The 18,637-nt window shown below is 69.8% G+C and carries 16 protein-coding genes; 8 read left to right on the plus strand and 8 right to left on the minus strand.

Features of this window, described 5'->3' with window-relative positions:
- The 3 genes from M8542_RS02430 to M8542_RS02440 are packed head-to-tail and all read right to left on the minus strand — an operon-like array spanning nt 1 to nt 2,219.
- A complete protein-coding gene (locus M8542_RS02430) occupies nt 1–1,341 on the minus strand; it encodes a hypothetical protein (protein WP_257918292.1) in 1,341 nt (446 codons plus the stop codon).
- Nucleotides 1,338–1,673: a hypothetical protein gene (locus M8542_RS02435; RefSeq protein ID WP_257918293.1), complete on the minus strand. Its 336-nt coding sequence runs from the start codon at nt 1,671–1,673 to the stop codon at nt 1,338–1,340. The genes M8542_RS02430 and M8542_RS02435 overlap by 4 nt, the downstream gene beginning before the upstream one ends.
- A 15-nt stretch (nt 1,674–1,688) precedes the next feature.
- Entirely contained in the window at nt 1,689–2,219 is a 531-nt protein-coding gene (locus M8542_RS02440; RefSeq protein ID WP_257918294.1) for a YbaB/EbfC family nucleoid-associated protein, read from the minus strand.
- A gap of 147 nt (nt 2,220–2,366) precedes the next feature.
- Between M8542_RS02440 and M8542_RS02445 the strand changes: the two genes are divergently transcribed.
- The 3 genes from M8542_RS02445 to M8542_RS02455 all read left to right on the plus strand — a co-directional run bounded on the left by M8542_RS02445 (nt 2,367) and on the right by M8542_RS02455 (nt 4,958).
- Entirely contained in the window at nt 2,367–2,879 is a 513-nt protein-coding gene (locus M8542_RS02445) for a GNAT family N-acetyltransferase (RefSeq protein WP_257918295.1), read from the plus strand.
- A 59-nt stretch (nt 2,880–2,938) separates the two neighbouring features.
- Complete coding sequence (locus M8542_RS02450) at nt 2,939–3,784, plus strand: SDR family oxidoreductase (protein WP_257918296.1); 846 nt, start codon at nt 2,939–2,941, stop codon at nt 3,782–3,784.
- Nucleotides 3,785–3,896: 112 nt separating this feature from the next.
- Nucleotides 3,897–4,958, plus strand: coding sequence for an alpha/beta fold hydrolase (locus M8542_RS02455; protein WP_257918297.1), 1,062 nt, complete (start codon nt 3,897–3,899; stop codon nt 4,956–4,958).
- On the opposite strand, the gene M8542_RS02460 is transcribed toward M8542_RS02455, so the two are convergent.
- Both M8542_RS02460 and M8542_RS02465 read right to left on the minus strand, forming a co-directional pair.
- Complete coding sequence (locus M8542_RS02460; protein ID WP_257918298.1) at nt 4,947–5,807, minus strand: peptidoglycan recognition protein family protein; 861 nt, start codon at nt 5,805–5,807, stop codon at nt 4,947–4,949. The two genes, M8542_RS02455 and M8542_RS02460, sit on opposite strands and share 12 nt — an antisense overlap.
- A gap of 3 nt (nt 5,808–5,810) precedes the next feature.
- A complete protein-coding gene (locus M8542_RS02465) occupies nt 5,811–6,008 on the minus strand; it encodes a hypothetical protein (protein ID WP_257918299.1) in 198 nt (65 codons plus the stop codon).
- A gap of 215 nt (nt 6,009–6,223) precedes the next feature.
- On the opposite strand from M8542_RS02465, the gene M8542_RS02470 reads away from it, so the two are divergent.
- Nucleotides 6,224–6,838, plus strand: coding sequence for a hypothetical protein (locus M8542_RS02470; RefSeq protein ID WP_257918300.1), 615 nt, complete (start codon nt 6,224–6,226; stop codon nt 6,836–6,838).
- A gap of 93 nt (nt 6,839–6,931) precedes the next feature.
- Here the strand turns inward: M8542_RS02470 and M8542_RS02475 are convergent, their stop codons facing one another.
- The 3 genes from M8542_RS02475 to M8542_RS02485 all read right to left on the minus strand — a co-directional run bounded on the left by M8542_RS02475 (nt 6,932) and on the right by M8542_RS02485 (nt 10,757).
- Entirely contained in the window at nt 6,932–8,137 is a 1,206-nt protein-coding gene (locus tag M8542_RS02475; protein ID WP_257918301.1) for an acyl-CoA dehydrogenase family protein, read from the minus strand.
- A gap of 18 nt (nt 8,138–8,155) precedes the next feature.
- The gene (locus M8542_RS02480) at nt 8,156–9,451 is read right to left on the minus strand and encodes an acyl-CoA dehydrogenase family protein (protein ID WP_257918568.1); all 1,296 of its coding nucleotides are present in this window, start codon (nt 9,449–9,451) and stop codon (nt 8,156–8,158) included.
- A 100-nt stretch (nt 9,452–9,551) separates the two neighbouring features.
- Nucleotides 9,552–10,757: a low temperature requirement protein A gene (locus tag M8542_RS02485; RefSeq protein WP_257918302.1), complete on the minus strand. Its 1,206-nt coding sequence runs from the start codon at nt 10,755–10,757 to the stop codon at nt 9,552–9,554.
- A 118-nt stretch (nt 10,758–10,875) separates the two neighbouring features.
- On the opposite strand from M8542_RS02485, the gene M8542_RS02490 reads away from it, so the two are divergent.
- From M8542_RS02490 to fxsT, 4 genes are all read left to right on the plus strand, one after another.
- A complete protein-coding gene (locus tag M8542_RS02490; protein WP_257918303.1) occupies nt 10,876–11,793 on the plus strand; it encodes an effector-associated domain 2-containing protein in 918 nt (305 codons plus the stop codon).
- A gap of 95 nt (nt 11,794–11,888) precedes the next feature.
- Nucleotides 11,889–13,391, plus strand: coding sequence for a VMAP-C domain-containing protein (locus tag M8542_RS02495; RefSeq protein ID WP_257918304.1), 1,503 nt, complete (start codon nt 11,889–11,891; stop codon nt 13,389–13,391).
- On the plus strand, nt 13,375–14,424 hold the full coding sequence (locus M8542_RS02500; protein ID WP_257918305.1) for an AAA family ATPase: 1,050 nt from the start codon (nt 13,375–13,377) through the stop codon (nt 14,422–14,424). The genes M8542_RS02495 and M8542_RS02500 overlap by 17 nt, the downstream gene beginning before the upstream one ends.
- 1 nt (nt 14,425) lies before the next feature.
- Nucleotides 14,426–18,637: an FxSxx-COOH system tetratricopeptide repeat protein gene (gene fxsT / locus M8542_RS02505; RefSeq protein WP_257918306.1), complete on the plus strand. Its 4,212-nt coding sequence runs from the start codon at nt 14,426–14,428 to the stop codon at nt 18,635–18,637.

Genomic DNA, 18,637 nt, shown 5'->3' on the forward strand with positions numbered 1-18,637 from the left:
CTACTGCGGCTGCTGCTGCTTCTTGTCTTCCTCGGCCCAGGCCGCTTCCGCCTGCATCTGGATGTCGGTCAGGCCGCGGTCGACCTGCACGATGTCCTTGCCCGCCCAGCCCACGAAGTTCTTCGAGCTCTTCGCGTCGGACAGCGCCTTCAGCATCGGGTAGTAGTCCGGGGCCTTGGCCTTGAGCCAGTCGTCGACGAACTTCATCTTCTTGTAGCTGTCGCCGAACTTGGTCTTCAGCCAGTCCTCGTGCTTCTTGATCGTCGAGATGTCGTGGTCGCTCAGGTGCGACTTCGGCGACGGCGGCTTGGGCGCGGGGGCCGGCTCCGGCGGCTTCGGCAGCGGCCGCGAGAAGTTCGGCGTGGTGCCGTCGCCCGGCGGCCGGGTGCTCGGGGTGGCGCCACCGCCGGGACCGTCGTGCGTGACGGCCGTGCCCGGTGGGGGCAGCGGCCGCGAGAAGTTGGGGGTCGTGCCGTCGCCGGGGGGCCGGGTGCTCGGCGTGGCACCGCCGCCGGGACGGTCGTGGGTGATCGCGGTGCCCGGCGGCGGCATCGGCGTCAGCTCGTGGCCCGCGCCCGAGGTGCTCGGCTTTCCCTTGACCAGCTTCGACAGCCCGGTGAGCCGGGCCAGCGTGCGCCCGGCGTAGGAGACTACCTTGGCGAGCTTCGCCATCATCGCCGCGACCTGCACCGAGACCGTCGCGACGCACTTGGTCACCCCGACGGCGATCGACGCGCCGAAGGTGGGGATGGCGAGCGCGAGCGCGATCAGCATCGTGGAGATGATGTCGCCGAGGATCGTCGTGATGATGTCGCGCAGCAGCGAACGGACCGCGCCGATCAGCGCCCCGGTGGTCTCGACCATGTAGCCGGCGACGTCGGCGGCCTTGCCGTTGGCGTCGATCCAGCCCTTCCGGTCGTCGATCGACTTCTTGAAGCTGTCGTAACCCTGGCCGTGCCACTGGGTGATCGTGGCCTTGAGCGTGTCGTCGAGCGAAGTGCCGGTGTTGCGCAGCGACTCGCCGATCTTGTGCAGCTCGTTGGCGACCTTCGTGACCTCCGCGGGGTTGCCCGCGACCTGGTCGAGCGGCCACTTCAGGAACGAGACGTGCTCGATCAGCCAGCCCAGGCCCGCCGCGATCAGCTTGGCCAGCGGGTCCATGGCGAACGCGACGGTGTCGAGCACCGCGCTGACGACGTTGATGCCCAGCTCGACGCTCACGGCGGCGAGGTCGCCGCCGTGCTCGGTCTGGACCTTGCCGATCGAGTCGCCGACCTGCTTCCAGCTGTCGAAGACGCCGGCGCCGGTCGTCGAGTTCGCGGACGTGATGGGGACGGTCATTTGCCCAGCTCCGTCTCGAAGGTGCTCAAACCCTTGGCCGTGTTCGAGTCGTGGGTCGCGTAGGTGTCGGCGGCCTTCTTCACGTCGTCGGCCGACTTTCCGATGTCCCCGACGAGCTTGGTGATCTCACCGGTGATGACACCCATCGTGATCCGCGAGGGCACGGCGAGCACCTGGGCGAGCAGGATGCCGAACGCGGCGTTGTCGAACCCGTTCGCGGCCTGCATCCGGTTCGCGGCGTCCTGCACCGCCGGTTGCGTCGTGCCGGACAGGAACTGGCTGAACTTCTGCAGCTCGGCCGGGTCGACCGAGAAACCTTCTCCGGAAACCACCGGTTCTCCTCCGTGCTACCAGGGGTTGCTTTCGCCGTCGTCCTCGGCCGGGTCGGGCCGGGGACGACGCCGCGGCGGACCGTGCTGCGGCGGGGGCGGCGGCTGCCGGTGCGGGGGCGCGGGCGGCCGGTCTTCGGCTTCCTGCTCCGGCATGAACACGTCGCTCTTGTCAGGCGGCGGTCCCGCGTCCGGTTCGGGCGCGGGCAGGAACTCGTCCAGCAGTTCGCGGGCGGCCGAGCTCTCGCCGACCATGCCGTCGAACGCACTGGCGACCTGGGCCGAGACCTTCTGCTGCGCGCGGCCGATCAGCTGCATCACCAAGCCGGACAAGGCTTGCGGCGGGCGTTCGTACGCGCGGGGGCCGAACCGGAGGTCCTGCAGCACGCCGCTGGGGCCGACGGTCACCGAGACCGCGCCGTCCGGCGACTGCACGCTGGCCGTGGCGGCGCGGAGCGCTTCCTGTGCGGCTGCGGCTTTTGCCTGGATTTCCTCGAGTTCGACGGTGAACGCGGCCAACGGATCGCCCGGGGGCACTGACTGTGTCACTTGGTCCTCGTCGCGAGAGAGGTGGGGAACGGACGAAGTCAATCAGCGCTCCCTGAAGTTCGGATGACACGAACCGAGCCGCGGGCTGAACGCGGTGTGGATCGGCGAAGACGGCCCGCGCGTACTCGCGGTGCGGTAAACAAGGGCATGGACAACATCGTCATCCGATCGGGTGATTCCGGGGACGTCGACATCCTGCTGGGCTTCTTCGACGAAGCCGTCGAATGGCTGGTCGCCCGCGGCAGCTCGAAGCAGTGGGGGACCGAGCCGTGGAGCGGCGTCCCGAAGCGCGTCGAGCGGGTCAAGGGCATGGCCGCCGACCCCGGGCTGCGCGTCGCGGTGGTCGACGGCGAAGCGGCCGGCGCGTTGATCGTTTCGGAGGAGCACGACCCGCACGTGCCGCCGGTCGATGAGCGTGAGCTGTACGTCCGGCTGCTGATCACGTCGCGTCGGTTCACCGGGCAGCGCGTCGGCGCGCGGCTGATCGAGTACGCGCTCGACGAGGCGCGGCGGCGCGGCATCGACCTCGTGCGCGTGGACTGCTGGGCCGGCGGCGACGGTGACCTGCAGCGTTATTACGAGAGCCAGGGCTTCGAGCCGACCGTCCAGTTCCGCGTCGAAGAGTGGGTCGGGCAGGTCCTCGAGCAACGCGTGGGGTAGCGCGATCGCGAGCCAGGGGTGACACTGTTGACGCGGTGCCAACAGACGAAGGAGTCGCCATGGCCGAGGAGCTCGCGGGCAAGGTCGTCGTCATCACCGGCGGCGGGCAGGGGATCGGCGCGGCGACCGCGTCGGCGCTGGCCCGGCTGGGCGCGAAGGTGGTGATCGGCGACCTCGACCAGGTCCGGGCCGAGAAAACGGCCGGCGAGCTGGACGCCGAGGCGCTGCCGCTGGACGTCACCGACATCCGCGGCTTCACGGAGTTCCTCGACGAGGTCGAGCGCCGGCACGGCCGGATCGACGTGCTGGTCAACAACGCCGGGATCATGCCGCTCGCTCTCCTCGAAGAGGAAAGCGACGCCACGACCCGGCGTCAGCTGGAGATCAACTTGCACGCCGTCATCCACGGCACGCGCGAGGCGGTGAAGCGGATGCGGCCGCGGCGGTCCGGGCACATCGTCAACGTCGCTTCGTTCGCGGGCAAGGCCGGTTTCCCCGGCGCGGCCACCTACTGCGCGACCAAGCACGCCGTCGTCGGGCTGTCCGAAGCGGTGCACCTCGAGCTGCACGGGTCCGGGGTGCACGTCTCGTGTGTGATGCCCGCGATCGTCCGGACGGAGCTGGCCAGCGGCCTCGGCGAGGCGAAGCTGTTCAAGTCCTCGCGCCCGGAAGATGTGGCCGACGCCATCGTATCCACGCTGCGCAAGCCTCGTTTCGAGGTCTTCGTGCCCCGGTCCGTGGGAACTATGGGCAAGCTCACCCGGCTGCTGCCGCGCCGGGCCGGTGAAGCGCTGGCCCGCGCGCTGAAAGCCGACCGGCTTTTGGCTTCAGCGGCCCATTCCCCGGCCCGCGCGGACTACGAGGCGCGCGCGGCGGAAAGCGCGCCCGGGGCGTCCCAGGAGTAACTCGGACGGCCTAGCGACTGTCCGATTTGGACGTGGGCGGTGTTGAGTCCACCGGCGTGACCGGGCAAGATTGACCGGAAGTGCCCGGGGGACGTCGCAGGAGGCTTTCGAAATGGTTTCACCGCCCGCACGGCTGGCCGCCGCCGCGTCGAACGTGGTCGGCAAGGTGCTGCACGGCGGTGTCGCCGACCTGCGCCCGATGCCGCGGGTGCTGATCGACCAGGGACCCAACCGCTCGGTGTACCGGATGACGCACAGCAGCCGTCCGGTGTCCGGGCCGCCGATCCTGCTGGTGCCGCCGCTGGCCGCGCCGGCGATCTGCTTCGACCTGCGCCGCGGCTGCAGCCTCATCGAGCACCTGGTCGACGGCGGCCGCAACGCGTACCTGGTCGACTACGGCATGGTGGCGTTTTCGGACCGGCGCCTGGGCATCGAGCACTGGATCGACGAGGTGCTGCCGCGCGCGATCCGCAAGGTGAGCGCCGACAACGGCGGCCAGGGCGTGCACCTGGTGTCGTGGTCGCTGGGCGGGATCTTCTCGCTGCTGGTGAACGCCGACCAGCCGGACCTCCCGATCGCGTCGATCACGGCGATCGGCTCCCCGGTGGACTTCACGGCGATCCCGATCGTCGCGCCGTTCCGCCCGCTGGTGGACCTGACGAACGGCCACCTGCTGACCCCCATCTACCGCGCGTTCGGCGGCGCACCGTCCTATTTGGTCAGTCGCGTGTTCCGCGCGACGGGCATCAGCAAGGAGATCACGAAGCCGATCGCGATCCTGTCGCACCTCGACGACCGGGACTACCTGGCGCAGATCGAGGCGGTCGACCACTTCATGGGCAACATGTACGCCTACCCGGGCCGCACGTTCGGTCAGCTGTACCACCGGTTGTTCCGCACGAACGACCTGGCGGAGGGCAAGGTGGACCTGAACGGCCGCATCATCTCGCTGTCGTCGGTCCGGGTCCCGACGCTGGTGGTGGCGGGCGAGAACGACACGATCGCGCCGCGGCCGTCGGTGGAGCGCGTGGTGGAGCTGCTGGACAAGGCCCCGGAAGTCCGCTTCAAGACGGCGCCGGGTGGTCACCTGGGCGTGCTGACGGGCCGCAAGGCCCGCGGCACGACGTGGCGGTACCTGGACGAGTTCCTCGACGACCAAGCCTCAGCCGACTAGGTCGATGTCGAACGGTTCCGCCGCGCTGTAGCGGATGTCCGCCCACACGGCGCCCGGCACCTCGTAGCGCCGGTGCGACGTCAGCTTCGGGTCGTATCCCGGGAGCTGCCCGGGGTTGCGGCCGACCCCCACATGGTCCGAACCCCAGGCGAAGATGTTCGACACCCACATCGGCCGCGCGGAGCCATCACCGGCCAGCCGGGGCCGGACCACGATGGCACTGCCGGGGCTGCCGGAGAGGAACACGCGGGCGACGTGCTCACCGGCGTCCGACGGTGTGATGGTGACGCGTTCGAGGATTTCGACACCCACTGGGTTTCCGGCACCGGCCGCGCGCGCACGCAGCCAGGAGGTGTCGATGCCGACGGGGTCGATCTTGCGCCCGGCGGGGACGCAGACGTCCTTGTGGCCGGCGTAGCGCTCGACACCGCGGCCCATGTACCGCAGCAGGGCGCCGACGAGCTTCGGATAGGCGTCGAGCTGCGCGGCGGTCCAGCTCCCGGCGCCGGCGGACTCGGCTTCGATGCCGAGGAACTCGTCGTTGAGGTCGAGAAACCCGAGCCACCGCGAAGCACCGGCGTGATAAGCGCATCCAGCGGCGACAATGTATACGGTGCCGCTCCGGCCAAGCCCGAGGTTGCAGAGGGGCCCGGCAAGATCCGGCCGCCCGTTGGTGACGACGTCGAGTGAGGGGTAGTCGCCCGGAGCGGAGTCGGCGGTGGCGGTGTGGTGCCCGACAACGCCTTCGACCACGCGCATGCCGCCGTGGCCGCGGGTCTGCCACCCGGGCACCTCGACCACGGGATACCCGGTGCTGCGTGCGGCATCGACCAGCCAGGGGACATACACGGGTCAGCCCTCCAGCGCGTCGTAGGCACCAGTGTCGGCTTCGGGTTCGTCGTGAGCGGCGATCCGGGCGGCTAGGGCTGCGCGCGCTTCGTCGAGGGTCTTCGGGTTTTGCCGGTCTTTGTCCCATCTCGCGGCGGCCCATTCTTCAGGCGTCTTGATGGGGGTGGAGTCGTCGGGCTGGTGAACGATGAAGTCGGTCACGGTCGGCCTCCCTGTCCCCGAGGGTACCGTGGGTGACCTGCTTCAGCAGCTCATCGTGGCTGGTGCTCGGGACGCCCTCCGCCGAACTGGATCGAGGCGAAGAGATGTGCTGTGTCTTGTTGCTAGTGTTACCTGGTGGCCGACTGTCCGGAAGAAATCGCGCATCGAGTGGGGCGCACGTTGCAGCGTGCTGGATCGGCTCGGTGGGCTGATCGATGATCGAGAACCAAGGCAATTTCAGTGGCGATGGCCGCTCGCGTTATCTCGAGCCGGATGCGGGATTCGGCACCTCTGTCTTCTTCAGTTATCCGAAGCCGTACAACTCCAGGCAGATGGATTTCATCCGAGATCTGTCGCGAGATCTCAAAAGGCGTGGATTCTTCCCGAGAACCCTGGGTGTGACCGACTATGACATGGATGCGCCCCTGAAGGCTGTGCGGCGTCTGATGTTCGAGTCTCACGGTCTTTTGGCGGTGGCTTTCAGGAGGATTTATGTGGATTCGGGTACTGGAAACTTCCGCGCAGATGTCGAGGGGATATCGGAAGTTCCTCTGGAAGGTGTGTGGCTGAGTACCCCTTGGGTCCACATCGAGCCGGCAATGGCGTATCAGCTGGGTCTTCCGATCCTGATCATGCGCGAGAGCGGTGTCGCGGCCGACGGGATCCTGGAAAAAGGTGTCACCGGGCTTTATGCCCCGGAGTTCGATCTGGACGACGACTCTTCGTCTTACTTGGATTCTGTCGAGTGGGATAGGATTGTCAAGAGGTGGGAGCATCATGTTCGTACCGTCGTCGAGCGGAAGGGGAACCCGCCCAGCCTGTTCGAATAAGGCGAGGACGCCGCCCCCCGTCGACACGAAAGCTGCCCGGTCGCAGAGCCCCGAGAAGGGCAAGCAACCGGGCGGCTTTCCGTTACTTCACAACTACTTCAGCTCGGCGCTCGACTTCCCGAGAATCCGGCGGGCCACGATCAGCTGCTGAATCTGCTGCGTCCCCTCGAAAATATCGAGAATCTTGGCATCCCGAGCCCACTTCTCGAGCAAGGACTCCTCACCATAAGCCCCAGTCAGCTCGACGCACTTAAGCGCGATCTCCACCACCGACCGCCCCGCCTTGGCCTTCGCCATCGAAGCCTGCAGTGAGTTCGGCTTGCGGTTGTCCGCCATCCACGCGGACTCCAGCGTCAGCAGGTACGCCGACTCGTAGTCCGCCTCGAGCCGAAGGAACTCAGCCGCAGCAGCGTGCTGCGAATTGGCCGGGCGGTCGTAATCTATCGTGACGCCGGCGTCAGTCAAGATCCGACGTGTCTCGTCGAGAGCCGCCCGCGCGACGCCGATCGCCATTGCCGCCACCAGCGGTCGGGTGTTGTCGAACGTCTGCATGACGCCCGCGAAGCCCTTGGCCGTGTCGATTTCCGGGGTGCCCAGGAGGTTCTCCGCCGGCACGCGGCAGTTCTCGAAGCGCAGCACCGCCGTGTCCGAGGCGCGGATGCCGAGCTTGTGCTCGACGCGCACCACCTCGAAGCCCGGCGTTCCCTTCTCCACCACGAACGACTTGATCGCCGCGCGGCCCTTCGACTTGTCCAGCGTCGCCCACACGACCACCGCGTCCGCGCGCTCGCCCGACGTCACGAAGATCTTCTCGCCGTTGAGCACGTAGTGGTCGCCGTCGAGGCGAGCCGTCGTGCTGACCGCCGCCGAGTCCGAACCGAACGACGGCTCGGTGATCGCCATCGCCGCCCACATGCCGGAAAAGCGCTCGAGCTGCTCGTCCGTCGCCACCGAGCCGATCGCCGCGTTGCCGAGGCCCTGGCGCGGCATCGACAGCAGCAGGCCGACGTCACCCCAGCACATCTCGATCGTGCCGAGGACGACGTTCAGGTTGGCACCGTTGCGGTTTCCCTTGGCGGCGTTGTCGGAACCGGAACGACGGACGCCCGCCGCGCCCGCGCCGCCCTCGCCGGACGAATTCAAGCCGTCCAGCAGCGCCGCGAACATGTCCAGCTCGCTCGGGTACGTGTGCTCCGCGCGGTCGTACTTGCGCGAGATCGGCCGGAACACCTCGGCCGCGGCCTGGTACGCCTGGTTGATCAGGGCGCCGGCCTTCTTGGGAGCTTCCAGGTTGATCATGAGTGGCCTTTCCGAAGCCTAGAGAAGGACGGCGCCTTCCATGACGCCGATGGCGCGCAGGTCGCGGTACCAGCGCTCGACCGGGTGCTCCTTGACGAAGCCGTGCCCGCCCAGCAGCTGCACACCCGCGCTGCCGATCTGCATGCCCTTGTCCGTGGCCAGCTTGCGCGCCAGCGCGACCTCCCGCGCATACGGCTTGCCCTGCTCGGCCCGCGCCGCGGCACGCAGTGTCACCAGCCGCAGGCCCTCCAGCTCGATCGCGATGTCCGCGACGGAGAACGCCACGGCCTGCCGGTGGCTGATCGGCTCGCCGAACGCGACGCGCTCGTTCACGTACGGCACGACGTAGTCGAGGACGGCCTTCGCGGTGCCGGCGGCCAGCGCCGCCCAGCCCAGCCGCGAGAGCCGGACGAGGTCGGTGAAGACGTCGAGCTTGCCGCCGCCCAGCAGCGCGCCCGCGGGCAGCGCGACGTTCGAAAGGTGCAGCTTGCCGGTCGCGGCGCCGCGCAGGCCCATCGCCGGCTCGCCCTCGATGGTCACCCCGGCGTTCGACGACTCGACCAGGAACAGCGCCGGGCCGCGGCCTTCGAGGTCGGCCGAGACGATGAACAGCTCGGCCTGCGCCGCGCGCGGGACCAGCGACTTCACGCCGTCGAGCTGGTAGCCCTTCGGCGTGCGACGCGCCTTCGTCGCGGGCTTGAACGGGTCGTAGAGCGCTTTCTGCTCCTGCAGCGCGAGTGCCGCGGCGGGCACGTTCTCGCCGACGAACGCGGGCAGGTAGTCGGCCTGCTGCTGCTCGTCGCCCCAGCTGACCAGCGCGGTGCTGACGGCGGACGGCGCGAGCACGGCGACGGCCAGGCCCAGGTCGCCGTGCGCGAGCGCCTCCGCGACGAGCGCGTTGGTCACGACCGAGCGCTCGGCGCCGACGCCGCCGAGCTCCTCGGGGATGCCGACCAGGCTGATGCCCAGCTCGGCGGCCCGGCTCAGCAGGCCTTCGGGCGCCTCGAGCTTGGCGTCGGCGTCCGCGGCGGCCGGGCGCAGCTGCTCGGCGGCGAACTCGGTCACCGTCTCGACGATGAGCTGCTGGTCTTCGCTCGGGGTGAGGTCGAACAGCCCGGTGTCCTCGGCGGGCGCGAGCCGGGCGGGCTGGCCCAGCTTCCGCGCCGACTTGAACGACCGGGTCGCCGCGCCGGCGACGCGGAAGCCGTTGCGGGTCCCCGCCGTGACCAGGCCTTCGATGGGCTTGCGCAGCCCTGACCGGTCGACGACCTTGCTCCCGGCCAGCCGGGTCAGCGCGGACAGTCCCCAGCCCATCGCGTCCCGTTTCCTTGGCGCAGCCATGTGGCCCTCCATCCCGTTACCTACTCGTCAGTAGGTTAACCCGGGAGACGGCAACGCGCCAGTGTGGGGTCTCTTACGAGTGCGCGGTGTGCACTTTTCTGCGCCATTCGGCGAACCGAAGCCGCTCGAAAGTGATGAGCCCGAGCACGAGCCCGGCGACGATGAGCAGCAGCGCGGCGGCGGGCACGTGCTCGAGCAGCGGTGTCGCGGCGACCAGCAGCACCGCGACGACCAGCCGTTGGTGGTTCCAGCTGCCGAGGTTGCGCTTGCGCAGCGCGCTCAGCCCGATCAGGTACACCGCGAGCCCGCCGGTCAACGTCCAGATCGGCACGCCGTGCAGTGCTTCGCCCGGCGAATGGTGTGCAGTGTCGGCAATGTATACAAACGACTTCTTCAGGCCGAGGGCGACGAGCACGATCCCGGCGATCAGCGACAGGTGCAGGAAGGTGTAGGAGTCGGTGGCGAGCTTCGCGCGCTCGATGCCGGTGGCCTGGGTGAGCCGGTGCTCGGACACGCGCGCGACGACGTCGAAGTAGGTCCACCACATCCCGGCGGCGAGCGCCAGCCCGCACACGGCGGCCCCGGCGACGAGCCACGACATCGGCAGCGCGCCGATCCCGATCCCGATGGCGACGATCGACTCGCCGAGCGCGATGATCACGATCAGCCCGAACCGTTCGGCGAAGTGCGCGGGCGAGTTCAGCCGCCAGCCCTCGGGCCCGGTGAAGTAGACGTTGAGGTAGTCGGCGAGCAGCGCGACGACCCACAGCCCGAGCTGCCACGGCCCGCTGAGGAACGCGGCCAGCCCGAGCAGCGCGACGCTCGGCAGCAGGCCGGCGAACATCTTGAGCAGCACCCGCCGCAACCCGGCGTCGTGCCGCGCGGCGCCGAGGTAGGCGACCAGGTGCAGCAGCCGCACGAGCGCGTAGCAGACGACGAAGAAGACCGGCGCGAACAGCCCTCCAGGGAAGTCGGTGAAAGCCTCGGGGATGGTCAGCGAGACCAGGAACATCACGCCCATCGCCCCGAACATCGCCAGCCGCGCGACCCCGTGGTCGACGTGGATGGTGTTCCCGAGCCAGGCGTAGCTGCACCAGCACCACCACAGGACGGCGAGCATGGCCAGCCCCTGCCCCACCCCCGCGGGGCTCAGGTGGTCGGCCATCAGCTGGGTGGTCTGGGTGATGGCGTAGACGAAGACGAGGTCGAAGAACAGTTCGATGGTCGAAACGCGGTGGTCCTCATCCGCGCTCACCAGGTGCAGGCGTCTCGTGGGCACGCCGAATTATGGACGAAAGCAGGTCAGAGAGTTCCCGGTTCGCCGTAACGCCCTGCGCGAACATGGCCGAGCGTGCATGTGTCTGGGACAATGGAGCCGGGACGTGGGGAGGTGGTTCGTGCATTCCTCTGCGCAGCACCGGACGATCATGGCCGTCGACATCGCCGGCTACAACGACCCGGGCCGCACGATGGCTCACCTGCACGAGATGCACGAGGGTCTGTGGTCGGTCCTCAAAGGCACGTTCGCCGAGACCGGCATCCCGTGGGACGTGTGCTTCGTGGAGAACACCGGCGACGGCGCGATGATCCTCCTGCCGCCCGAGATCGCGAAGGCGGACCTCGTCGCGCAGCTGCCCGAGCGGATGCACGCCGAACTGCGCCGCTACAACGCCGTCCACTCCCGGCCCGCGCGGATCCAGCTGCGCCTGGCCCTGAACGCCGGCGAAGTGCAGCAGGCAAGCCACGGCTCGGTCAGCAAGGCGGTGAGCTTCACCTTCCGCGTCCTCGACGCGCCGGCGGCCAAGGCCGCGCAGAAAGCCACCGGCGCGAACCTCGCGCTGATCGCGTCCGACACGTTCTTCCAGGACGTCGTGCTCCAGGACCCGGCGGCGGCCCCCGGTGACTACCGGCGGATCGAGGTCGCGGTCAAGGAGACCACCACGGTCGCCTGGCTGCGGCTGCTGGGCGCCGCGCTGCTGGGCGCGGCGCCGCCGGAGCTCCCGCACGTCCGCCGCCCCGCGGCGGATTTCCTCGCGCTGGTCAACGCCATGATGGCCGTGCCCTGCCTGCGTGACGCGGAAAGCCGCCGGCTGCTGTTGGAGATGTTCCCGCGCCGGGAGATCGCCGACCAGGTGCCCCACCAGGCCCAGGACCGGCTGCACGTGATCGCGCTGGCCAGGACGTGCCTCCGGTTCGACGGCGGGCTGGACTGCCTGCTCGATGTGGTCCGGACCATCGATCCGGAATCCCCTGAAGTCGCCCACCTGGCCGAGATCGTCGAAAACTGGCCGCCGGGCACGGGGAGCTGGTCCTGAAATCCGCGGTGTCCAGTTTTTGGCCCCTCGGTGGCGACCGCGGATAGGTAAACTCACGACTCCCGGGCACACCGCGGCGGGGGAGGTGGTTCGTCGTGTTGTCGGGCGAGAATCCGCACGGGCGGGAATTCCGGGCTTGGCCGGGGACCCGGCTCGCGGTCCGCGAAGCGCTCGTGAACGTCCTGGCCGCCGCTGGACTGGGGATCGAACCGGCCAGCCGGGCGCTGTTGCTCGACCTGATCCACGACAACCTCGGTTTCCCGTTGACGATTCCGGAACAGGCGACCGGGCGTGACCAGCTCATCGAGGTGATCAACGCCTGCGCGAAAACCGACGGCGGGCTGAACGCGCTCGCCGACGCGGTGCGCCTGATGCGGCCCGAGTCCCCGGAATCGGACTGGGTGCGGCGGCTGGTCCACCAACCGCGCACCCACGACCTGCTCCCGGAAACGGAGCTCATGCGGCTCCGCTCGATCCTGTCCGGGCTGGTGCCCGCGCGGCTGGCCGTGCTCACCCGCCGCGCTGCGGGAACCGCGGTCCCGCCACGGGAAGTCCGGGACGCGTGGGGCGCGTTCTGCGCTTTCCTCGATTTCAACACCCCGGCGAACGGCCTGCCGCCGGCGTTGGCGTTCGTCGAATTCGTCGCCGCCGACTGCGGTGGCACCATCGGTGACGAGCTGCGGGACTGGAACACCGCGCAGGCGCGCCGGCTGCAGGCCGAGGCCGGGCTCGCCGAGCTGCGCGCGGACCGGGAGCCGGACCGGGCCGCGGTTTCGCGGCTGCACCTGATGATCGTCGTGCAGCAGGACGCGATCGACGCGGACCTGCACGTCGTTTCGCATTGGCGCCAAGAGGACCCGGCCGAATGGCCGCCGGCCCGCGGCGGCACCGTCACGGTCCAGGGGGACCAGCTCGAGCACCACGTCGACGCGCTGATCGTCGACGCCGAGCGCGCGTGGTCGGAATTCCCCGGCGAGGTCGCGCTCGAGTTCGTGCTCCCGCGTCCGCTGCTGAACCTGCCCGTGCACCTTTGGTGCAAGGAACACGAAACCGGTGATCCGCGGCCGCTTTTCCTCGATTACCCGATCGTCGTCCGTTCGCTGGAACGGATGCGTTCGCGGCAATGGCACCGGGCTTGGCGAATACGCTGGGAAGCGCTGATGACCGATCCCTCGGCTGATCGGGTGTATTTCTGCCGGACCGAAGACACCGGTGAACGGCATCGGCTCGACGCCATCCTCAGTGATGTCCAATGGGTGATGATGGTGCTCGCCGCGGCGCCGCCATCACGGCCCCGGCCCGGGGAAGACGAGCTCGCCGCGGGATTGCGCTCGGGTCTGCCCGCACTACTATGGCACCCCGAGGCTTCGCTGGATCTCTTACGTGAGGTGGTCACGTGGCTCGTCGGCAACGGTGGTCTCGGCGATCTTCCGGCGCGCGTCCAGGATTCGCGGCGAGCCGCATTCCGGAATACCACGATCCCCGTCGATCTGCGCATCGCCCGGAATCTCGTGATCCTTTGGGACGACCCGAGCCGGCTCGTTTTCCTCGACGGCGCGCCGTACCGGCCGGGGACCCCCGATGAACGAGCCTCTTGACCCACCGCAGTGGTGGATCTACCACGGCACCGGAATTCCCCCGGCCTCGGGAACGGTGGAGGTGCCGGTGTCGCCGCCGTGGCGGAACTTCCGCAGCGAAAGGCGCCCCGAAACCGACGTGGTGCCGCCGGACGACGGCGAGATGGAACGGCGGCTCGGCGGCCGGAGCGCGTTTTCCGTGCCGCGTCCGGATCCCGACGAAGTCAATATGGTCAACGCGGCCATCTACCTGAGGCGCCCGCTCCTGGTCACCGGGCGGCCCGGCAGCGGGAAGTCGACGCTCGCCTTCAAGATCGCCCGGGAACTCGGCCTCGGCCGGGTGCTGCAGTGGCCGATCGCCTCGCACACCACCGTCAAAACCGGGTTGTACGGCTACGACGCCATCGGCCGCGCCCAGGCGGCGGCCGGCGCGCGGGCGGCCATGGCCGGGGAACAGGGGACCGAGCCAGCCATCGGCGAGTTCGTGCGGCTCGGTGAGCTGGGCACCGCGTTCCTGCCGCGGCGCGCACCCCGGGTGCTGCTGATCGACGAGCTCGACAAGTCCGAAGCTGATCTCCCCAACGACCTGCTCAGCTTGTTCGAGGACGGCGAGTTCAGCATCCCGGAGCTCGTCCGGCTGGCCCGCCGGACGTCGACGATCGAGGTCTTCACGGCCGATCCGGAGGGCACGGCCGAAATCGAGAACGGCCGCGTGCGTTGCTCCGCCTTCCCGATCGTGGTCATCACCAGCAACGGCGAACGCGACTTCCCGCCCGCCTTCCTGCGCCGCTGCCTGCACTACGAAACCAAGGCGCCGGACATCGAGCAGCTGACCGCGATGGTCGCCGCCCACCTGCCCGACCCCGCCGACGAGCTGCGCTCGCGGATCATCGAGGAGTTCTCGCTGCGCAGCGTGGCGACGGGTGGTCTCCCCTCGGACAAGCTGATGGAGGCGGTCCACTTGGCGACTTCCGGCGCCTACCAGGAGAACGGCCCGTCCTGGAACCGGCTCTTGGACGCGCTCTGGCGGCAGATCAACCCCACGGTCCCCTGACATGGCGGCGGAACCGCCGGACGTGCCGGTCGTGCGGGGGCTGAGCTGGAGCGAGCTGGCCGACGCGCTCTGGCTCGCCGCGGTGATCGACGGCGCCGAGCCGGGTGCCCGCCCGGATGCCGGCTCGCCCGGCGCCCCCGGCGACGAGGACGAGGACGCCGGCCCACCACCGGAACCCCCGCCGGACCTCCCGGCCGCGGATCCGGCGGCCACCGGGGAACCGGCCGAACGGTTCGTCGCCGGGTTCTCCCGCGAGGCGGGGACCTTGCACACATCGGGGCCCGGGAGCCGCGTGGGTGCGACAGGTGTGTTGCACGGGGCGGCCGACATCGTGCGCGCGCTCCGGCCCCTCAAGCTCACCCGCCGCTCGCTCCACGAGGACGACGTCGTCCTCGACGAAGACCTGACCGCCGAACGCGCGATGCACGACCAGCTGTGGCTGCCGGCCACCAAACCGGGGCTGGTCCGCCGGCTCGACCTGACGGTCGTGGTCGACTCGAGCCCGTCGATGGCGCTGTGGCAGCCGACGGTCGGCGGGTTCCTCGCCGTGCTCCGGCAGCTCGGCGCGTTCCGCTCCGTCCAGATCCGCTTGCTGGAGACGGAAGGCCGCGCCGAAGACGGGATCCGCGTTCCCGTGTTGCGCGGCGGGACACCAGGGGCGTCGGAACGGCGTCCGGGGGAGCTGCTCGACCGGTCGGGGAACCGGGTGCTGCTCGTGCTGACCGACGGCGCGAGCGAGTCGTGGCGCCAAGACCTCGTCTCGCCGCTGCTCGCGCAGTGGGCCCGGGTGATGCCGGTCGCCGTCGTGCACATGCTGCCGCGGCGGCTGTGGGGCCGCGGCGGTCTGCCCCTGCACCAGGCGAGGCTGACGACACCGGGGCCGTTCCGGCCCAACCGTCGCTACGGCGTGGAGCTGCCGGACGCTTGGGTGACCGGTGAGGATCCCGAGCCCGCGGGCGTGGTGCCGGTGCCGGTGGTGGAGCTGGACGCGCGCTGGCTCGGCTGGTGGGCCCGGCTGGTCACCCGGGCGCAGCCGGATCCGGTGCCCGCCATGGTCCTGCTGGCGCGGGACCACCCGGAGCCCGCGGTTTCGTGGTGGGAAGAGACGGGGACGCAGCCGACGGCCCAGGAACGGGTGAAGCTCTTCCACGGGGTCGCATCGCAACCGGCCTTCCGGCTGGCGACGCTGCTGGCCGCGGTGCCCGTGAGCCTGCCCATCGCCCGGTTCGTCCAGGCCGAGCTGGTGCCGGAAGCGGGGAGCGCGGACCTGGCCGAGGTCCTCACCAGCGGCCTGCTGCAGACCCCGTCGACCTTCGACGGCGACCAGGACGGGGAAGACGTCGTCTTCGAGTTCTCCGCGGCGGTCCGGGAAGCCCTGCTCGCGGCCGGCCGCCGCTCGGAAACCGCCCAGGTCGTCGTCGCGGCCCGGCGGGAGTTCGGGGACCGGCACCCGGTGCTGCTGCGGATCAGCGACGCGCTGGAGGACCCCGAGCGCACGCCGATCCCGGACCCCGGCCTCGCCGGCGAAGTCGTCCTCGAGCGCGTGGTGATGCGGGCCCTGTCCGGCCCGTATGCGGCGCGTGCCGAGCGGTTGCAGGGCTTGGAGCGCCAGTTGTCCGGCACCGCGCGAGCCGGGGCCGAGCCCGCCCCGCGCACGGCGAGCGAGTCGATGGTCGCGAACGTCCGCGAGGAGGCCGCCGACTCGCTCCGGCGGGTCCGGGAGCTGACGACGGACTCGCCCGCCGTCTGGGGTGCGGTGCCGGCGCGCAACCCGGCGTTCATCGGCCGGCAGGCCCTGTTGCAGGCCCTCGAAGACGGGCTCGGTGAAGTCGGCATCGCGGTGCTGCACGGCATGGGCGGGCTGGGCAAGACGCAGATCGCCACCGAGTACCTCTACCGGCACCTGCGTCAGTACGACCTCGTGTGGTGGATCAGTGCCGCGCAGGAGACGCAGATCCGCGCGTCGCTCACGGAACTGGCGCGGCAGCTGCGGCTGCCGGGCGCGGGCGAGACCGTCACCGCCGTGCCCGCGGCGGTCGACGCGCTCCGGGAGGGCCGGCCGTACCGGCGGTGGCTGGTGGTCTTCGACTCCGCGGAGGGGCCGGAGAGCATCCTGCCGTTCTTCCCGACCGGTGGGCCGGGCGAAATCATCGTCACCTCCCGGGATCCCGGGTGGCGCGCGGTCGTCGAGGAGCCGGTCGAGGTCGGGCTGTTCGACCACGCCGAAAGCATCGAGCTGCTGCGCAACCGCGATCCCGGGCTCGGCGACGAGGAAGTCAACCGGCTGGCGGAGAAGCTGGGTGACCTGCCGCTCGCGCTGGCGCAGGCCGCGGTGCTGCGCGCGGAGACCGGGATGCCGGTCGAGGACTACCTGGAGCTGTTCGACCAGAAGGTCGCGGAAATCCTCGCCACGGCCGCGCCGACCGAGTACGAGGTCGCGATCGCGGCGGCGTGGAACGTGTCGTTCGACGAGCTCGGCACGCGCAACCCGGCCGCGCACCAGCTGCTGCAGATCTGTGCTTTCTTCGCGCCCGAGCCGATCTCGAGGAGCCTGTTCACCGGTGTCCACCGGGTGTCGGTCGCGCCGGAGCTGGACGCCGCGATGCACGACCCGACGCTGCTGGAGCAGGCGCTGCGGGACGTCAACCGGCTCGGGCTGGCCCGGCTCGACTACAGCAACGACACGCTGTTGCTGCACTGGCTCGTGCAGCTGGTGCTGCGCAACCGGATGAGCGAAACCCACCGCGAGGAAATGCGGCACCGGGCGCACCTGCTGCTGGCCAACCGCGACCCCGGAGACCCGGCGTCGGCGCGGCTGTGGCCGCAGTACCAGCTGGTGCTGCCGCACATCTACGCCGCCGAGCTGATCGGCTGCGACGAGGACTGGGTCCGCGAGCTGGTCATCAACCTCCTGAAGTTCCTTTACCACTGGGGGGACCACAGCGGCGCGACGGCGCTGGCGGAGAAGGTGGTCCAGGCGTGGTCGGTCAAGTTCGGCGAAGAGAACGCGCTGACCTTGGAGGCGTCGGAACGGCTCGGGTTCTTCCTGTGGGTGCTCGGCCGGTACGAAGAAGCCGAGAAGATCAACAATCGGACTTTGCTGCTGTACCAGCAGAAGGACGCGGGCGGCAAGCGGTCGGAGCAGACGCTCAACGCGCAGCTTTCGGTCGCCGTGGTGCTGAAGGCGCGCGGGGATTTCGCGGGTGCGAAGGAACTGAACCTGGCGACCTACTACGAGGCCTCGCGGGCGTTGGGTCCCGGCGAGCCGAAGACGCTCACGGCCGCGCACGACCTCGTCGTTTCCCTGCTGCTGACGGGTGAGTACGCCGAAGCGCACCGGATCGGAGAGGAAACGTACGAGCGGTGCACGGCAGTGCTCGGCTACGACAACACCGCCACCATCAGCACGTTGAACATCCTGGCGATCTGCCGCCGCGAGCTCGGTGACTACACCTTCGCGCGGATCGAGCTGCAGAAGACGGTGGAACGCGTCCGGCGATTGTTCAGCGAAGACAACGCCGGGGTCGTCCGCCGCGAGTACCACCTCGCGGTGGCCCAGCGGAAGGACGGCTACCACACGCTGGCGTACGCGCTTTCACGCAGCGCGCTGGACAGGTTCCGGTTCCGGTACGGGCAAAGCCATCCGAACACGTTGCCGTGCGCGCTGGCCCACGCGATCGACCTCCGCCACGCGGGCGACCTGGCCGCGGCCCGGCAGCTGGGCCAGCAGGCCGTCGACCTCTACCGGGGCAGCCTGGGCCCCGGGCACCCGCACACGGTGGTCGCCGAGGTCGGCCTCGGCGTCACGCTGCGGCAGCTGGGTGATTCGGTCGCGGCCCACGAGTGCGGCGAAAGCGCGTTCCGGCGGCTGCGCAACCTGCTGGGCCCCGACCACCCGCACACGGTGGCGGCCGGGATCGAGCTGGCGAACGACTGGTTCGCACTCGGCGAGGTCCAGCGGGCGTTGATGCGAGACACGGACAGCGTCGACCGCGCCCGGCGCGTCCTCGGCGAGGACCACCCGATCACGTTGGCGGCCCAGCTGAACCGCGCGTTGGACCTCCAGCGGCTCGGCCGGATCAGGGAGGCGTTGTCACTGCACCAGGACGCGGTGGCGCGTTACCGACGAGCGTTGCGGGCAGGCCACCCGGCGGCAACGGCGGCGGAACAGGCTACGAGGGCCGGCTGCGACATCGATCCGACGCCGCTTTGA

The sequence above is a fragment of the Amycolatopsis iheyensis genome (assembly GCF_024703995.1).
Taxonomy (GTDB): Bacteria; Actinomycetota; Actinomycetes; order Mycobacteriales; family Pseudonocardiaceae; genus Amycolatopsis; species Amycolatopsis iheyensis.

Bases quoted from the DNA above. Each gene is read 5' to 3' on its own strand.
- M8542_RS02480 (WP_257918568.1), bottom strand. From the start codon at position 9,451: ATGGGCTGGGGACTGTCCGCGCTGACCCGGCTGGCCGGGAGCAAGGTC.
- M8542_RS02445 (WP_257918295.1), top strand. From the start codon at position 2,367: ATGGACAACATCGTCATCCGATCGGGTGATTCCGGGGACGTCGACATC.
- fxsT (WP_257918306.1), top strand. From the start codon at position 14,426: ATGGCGGCGGAACCGCCGGACGTGCCGGTCGTGCGGGGGCTGAGCTGG.
- M8542_RS02500 (WP_257918305.1), top strand. From the start codon at position 13,375: ATGAACGAGCCTCTTGACCCACCGCAGTGGTGGATCTACCACGGCACC.
- M8542_RS02450 (WP_257918296.1), top strand. From the start codon at position 2,939: ATGGCCGAGGAGCTCGCGGGCAAGGTCGTCGTCATCACCGGCGGCGGG.
- M8542_RS02430 (WP_257918292.1), bottom strand. From the start codon at position 1,341: ATGACCGTCCCCATCACGTCCGCGAACTCGACGACCGGCGCCGGCGTC.
- M8542_RS02475 (WP_257918301.1), bottom strand. From the start codon at position 8,137: ATGATCAACCTGGAAGCTCCCAAGAAGGCCGGCGCCCTGATCAACCAG.
- M8542_RS02455 (WP_257918297.1), top strand. From the start codon at position 3,897: ATGGTTTCACCGCCCGCACGGCTGGCCGCCGCCGCGTCGAACGTGGTC.
- M8542_RS02470 (WP_257918300.1), top strand. From the start codon at position 6,224: ATGATCGAGAACCAAGGCAATTTCAGTGGCGATGGCCGCTCGCGTTAT.